Consider the following 1,132-nt stretch of genomic DNA (forward strand, 5'->3'; position numbering starts at 1 on the left):
ACAACGGCGCTTTCGGGAACCACCGAGCCGACCGGGGCGCTCGTGTGGCAGCCTGAGCTCGTTCCGGAGCCCTTCAGCCGGGCCGCCCTTCGGCGGTTGATGACTGCCAAAGCCGGGGTGCTTCGGACCGGGGGGTTGCTGCGGGAGGCCGCTGAGGCACTCAACGCTTGGGCCGACGTCGTGCTTCCTGAGAATGTGCCGGACTCGGTGGATTCCGTGGTTCACGAGGATGCCAATTTGCTCCTGGCTGCGCAGTTGTTGGTGCGGGCTGCGGGGGCGCGGCGGGGGTCGTTGGGGGCGCATTATCGGAGTGATGCGGTCGAAACCCCGCGTGAAGAAATTGTTCAGAGATACACGATCCGCCGGAAAGCGAGCCTCGTCAATGACTAGCCTGACCCTCCCCGCAGCACCCGTCCGGGACATCCTGGAGCGGGCATTCGCGGAGGACGCGCCGAGCGGCGATATCACCTCGCAGCTGCTCATTCCCGCCGAAGCCCGGGCCACCGCCGTGCTCAATGCTCGGGTTCCGGGGGTGTTCAGCGGCGGAACGGTGTTCCGTGACGCCATGTTGCTCGTCGACCCGGACACCGAAGTGGAGCTGTTGCTCGCGGACGGTGAAGCGTTCGACGCCGGAACCCACCTGGCGCGGGTCAGCGGCCGGGCACGCTCGGTGCTGCTCGCCGAACGCGTCGGGCTCAACCTTGCCCAGCGCATGAGCGCCATTGCCACCAAGACCGCGGAATTCGTCAAGCTTGTCGAGGGCACCAAGGCGCGTATCACGGACACGCGGAAAACTACTCCCGGGTTGCGGGTATTGGAACGCTACGCCGTGCGATGCGGCGGAGGAGCCAACCACCGCTACAGCTTGTCCGATGCCGTGCTGGCGAAGGACAACCACTTGGCCGTGATGACCGGTGGTGATTCCGCGAAACTCACCGCGCTGCTGAAGGCCGCCAAGGCCCAACTGGGCCACACCACGCACTTCGAGGTGGAAGTGGACCGCGCCGAGCAGATCGAACCCGTGCTGGCGGCCGGTGTCGACACGATCATGCTGGACAACTTTTCGCTTGAGGAGCTCCGTGCCGGCGTGAAGCAGGTGGCGGGCCGCGCCGTCGTCGAGGCGAGCGGCAAC

1 protein-coding gene and 1 pseudogene are annotated in these 1,132 nt (G+C 66.4%); both read left to right on the forward strand.

The window, feature by feature from the left end; translation table 11 throughout:
* Positions 1-390 (forward strand): annotated as a pseudogene (locus AHiyo1_RS03585) (L-aspartate oxidase); the annotation flags it as partial.
* A partial coding sequence (gene nadC, locus AHiyo1_RS03590) for a carboxylating nicotinate-nucleotide diphosphorylase (RefSeq protein WP_059387634.1) occupies positions 383-1,132 on the forward strand: 750 nt, incomplete at its 3' end. The pseudogene AHiyo1_RS03585 and the gene nadC, both read left to right, overlap by 8 nt.

This window comes from Arthrobacter sp. Hiyo1, assembly GCF_001263615.2.
GTDB lineage: Bacteria > Actinomycetota > Actinomycetes > Actinomycetales > Micrococcaceae > Arthrobacter.